Origin of the sequence: Luteirhabdus pelagi, from assembly GCF_016827595.1 — a bacterium.
Classification (GTDB): Bacteria; Bacteroidota; Bacteroidia; order Flavobacteriales; family Flavobacteriaceae; genus Luteirhabdus; species Luteirhabdus pelagi.
This window is the reverse complement of sequence record NZ_JAECMS010000024.1, coordinates 1-1,303: the sequence shown is the minus strand read 5'-3', so window position 1 is coordinate 1,303 and position 1,303 is coordinate 1. Positions and strand designations below refer to the sequence as shown.

Sequence of the window (1,303 nt, the reverse complement as noted above, 5' to 3'; positions counted from 1 at the left end):
TTGACCCGTCCTGAATAAAGGCTACATAATTTTAAACATTATGTACAAAAATGACAAAATCATCAGACGGTATTCAGAACCCTTTAAACTAAAAATTTTAGACGAACTTACCACCGGAAAACTAAACAAGTATCAATTAGGTAAGGCCTATGGCATCAATCCAACAACCATCAACGAATGGATCAGGAAGTACAACCGGAAGGACCTTATGAACACCCGAGTGACCGTGAAAACAAAGGATGAAATAACCCGCATCAAAGAACTCCAAAAGGAGATTGAACAGCTAAAGAAACTGCTCTTGAAAAAGGATATGGATGCCCTCATCGACGAATCATATCTAGAGGTGGCAGCAGAACAGTTGGGATATAAATCTGTCCTGGAGCTAAAAAAAAAGCTAAATATCAAGCCCTGATAAAGGCCAGGGAAAAAGCAAGGGGATTTGCCTCTCTAACGACTATAACAGCCTGTTTCGGTCTAAAACGTGATGCCTACTACAAGTACAGGCGCAGGGAGGACAAACGTTTGGAGATAGAGAAAAAGGTCTTGTCCATAGTCAAGAACAGACGCAGATCCCTTCCCAGGGAAGGCGTTAGGAAACTCACCAGGTCACTGGACCAAGAGTTTAGCGATGCCGATCTAAAAATAGGCAGGGACACTTTATTCAACATCCTTAGAAAACACAATATGCTCACCCATAGAAAGAAATACAGCTGTAGAACCACAAATTCATTGCACAGGTTCTACAAGTACAGGAACATCATCAAAGATGTAGAGGTCGACAGGCCCAACCAAGTCTGGGTAAGCGATATCACATACATCAGGACCGTAAAGGGCTTCTGTTACCTGGCATTGATAACCGACATGTATTCTCGTAAAATCGTTGGATGGGACCTGAGCAATAGTTTAGAGCTGTCTGGCTGTGTCAGAGCTTTAAACAAAGCCCTATACCAAGCTAAGGAAATTGAACAGCTCATACATCATTCCGACAGAGGCATACAGTACTGTAGCAACGTTTACACCCAAATACTAAAAAGAAACAACATAGGCATCAGTATGACAGAAGAGAACCATTGCTATGAGAACGCCCTGGCGGAACGCGTAAACGGCATCCTAAAGGATGAGTTCTACCTTGACCAGACCTTTGATAACAAGGAACACGCAAAGAGAGCAACAAAAAATGCCATCAAACTTTACAACGAGATAAGATTACACTTATCTTTAGATTTTAAAACACCTGAAATGGTATATAAATTAACAGCGTAAATCAATTTTTAACCTGTAGCCATATTTCAGGACGTGACAT

The 1,303-nt window shown here is 41.2% G+C and carries 2 protein-coding genes; both read left to right on the top strand.

Going from position 1 to position 1,303, the window contains the following annotated elements; translation table 11 throughout:
• The first annotated feature begins 40 nt into the window (after positions 1-40).
• Positions 41-412 (top strand): transposase, encoded by a 372-nt coding sequence (locus tag I4Q58_RS15385; RefSeq protein WP_203296797.1) that lies wholly within the window; start codon positions 41-43, stop codon positions 410-412.
• Positions 370-1,263 (top strand): IS3 family transposase, encoded by an 894-nt coding sequence (locus I4Q58_RS15380; protein ID WP_203296798.1) that lies wholly within the window; start codon positions 370-372, stop codon positions 1,261-1,263. The genes I4Q58_RS15385 and I4Q58_RS15380 overlap by 43 nt, the downstream gene beginning before the upstream one ends.
• Positions 1,264-1,303: the final 40 nt, after the last annotated feature.

Excerpts from the sequence above, each read along its gene's own strand:
- I4Q58_RS15385 (WP_203296797.1), top strand. The coding sequence starts at position 41 with ATGTACAAAAATGACAAAATCATCAGACGGTATTCAGAACCCTTTAAA.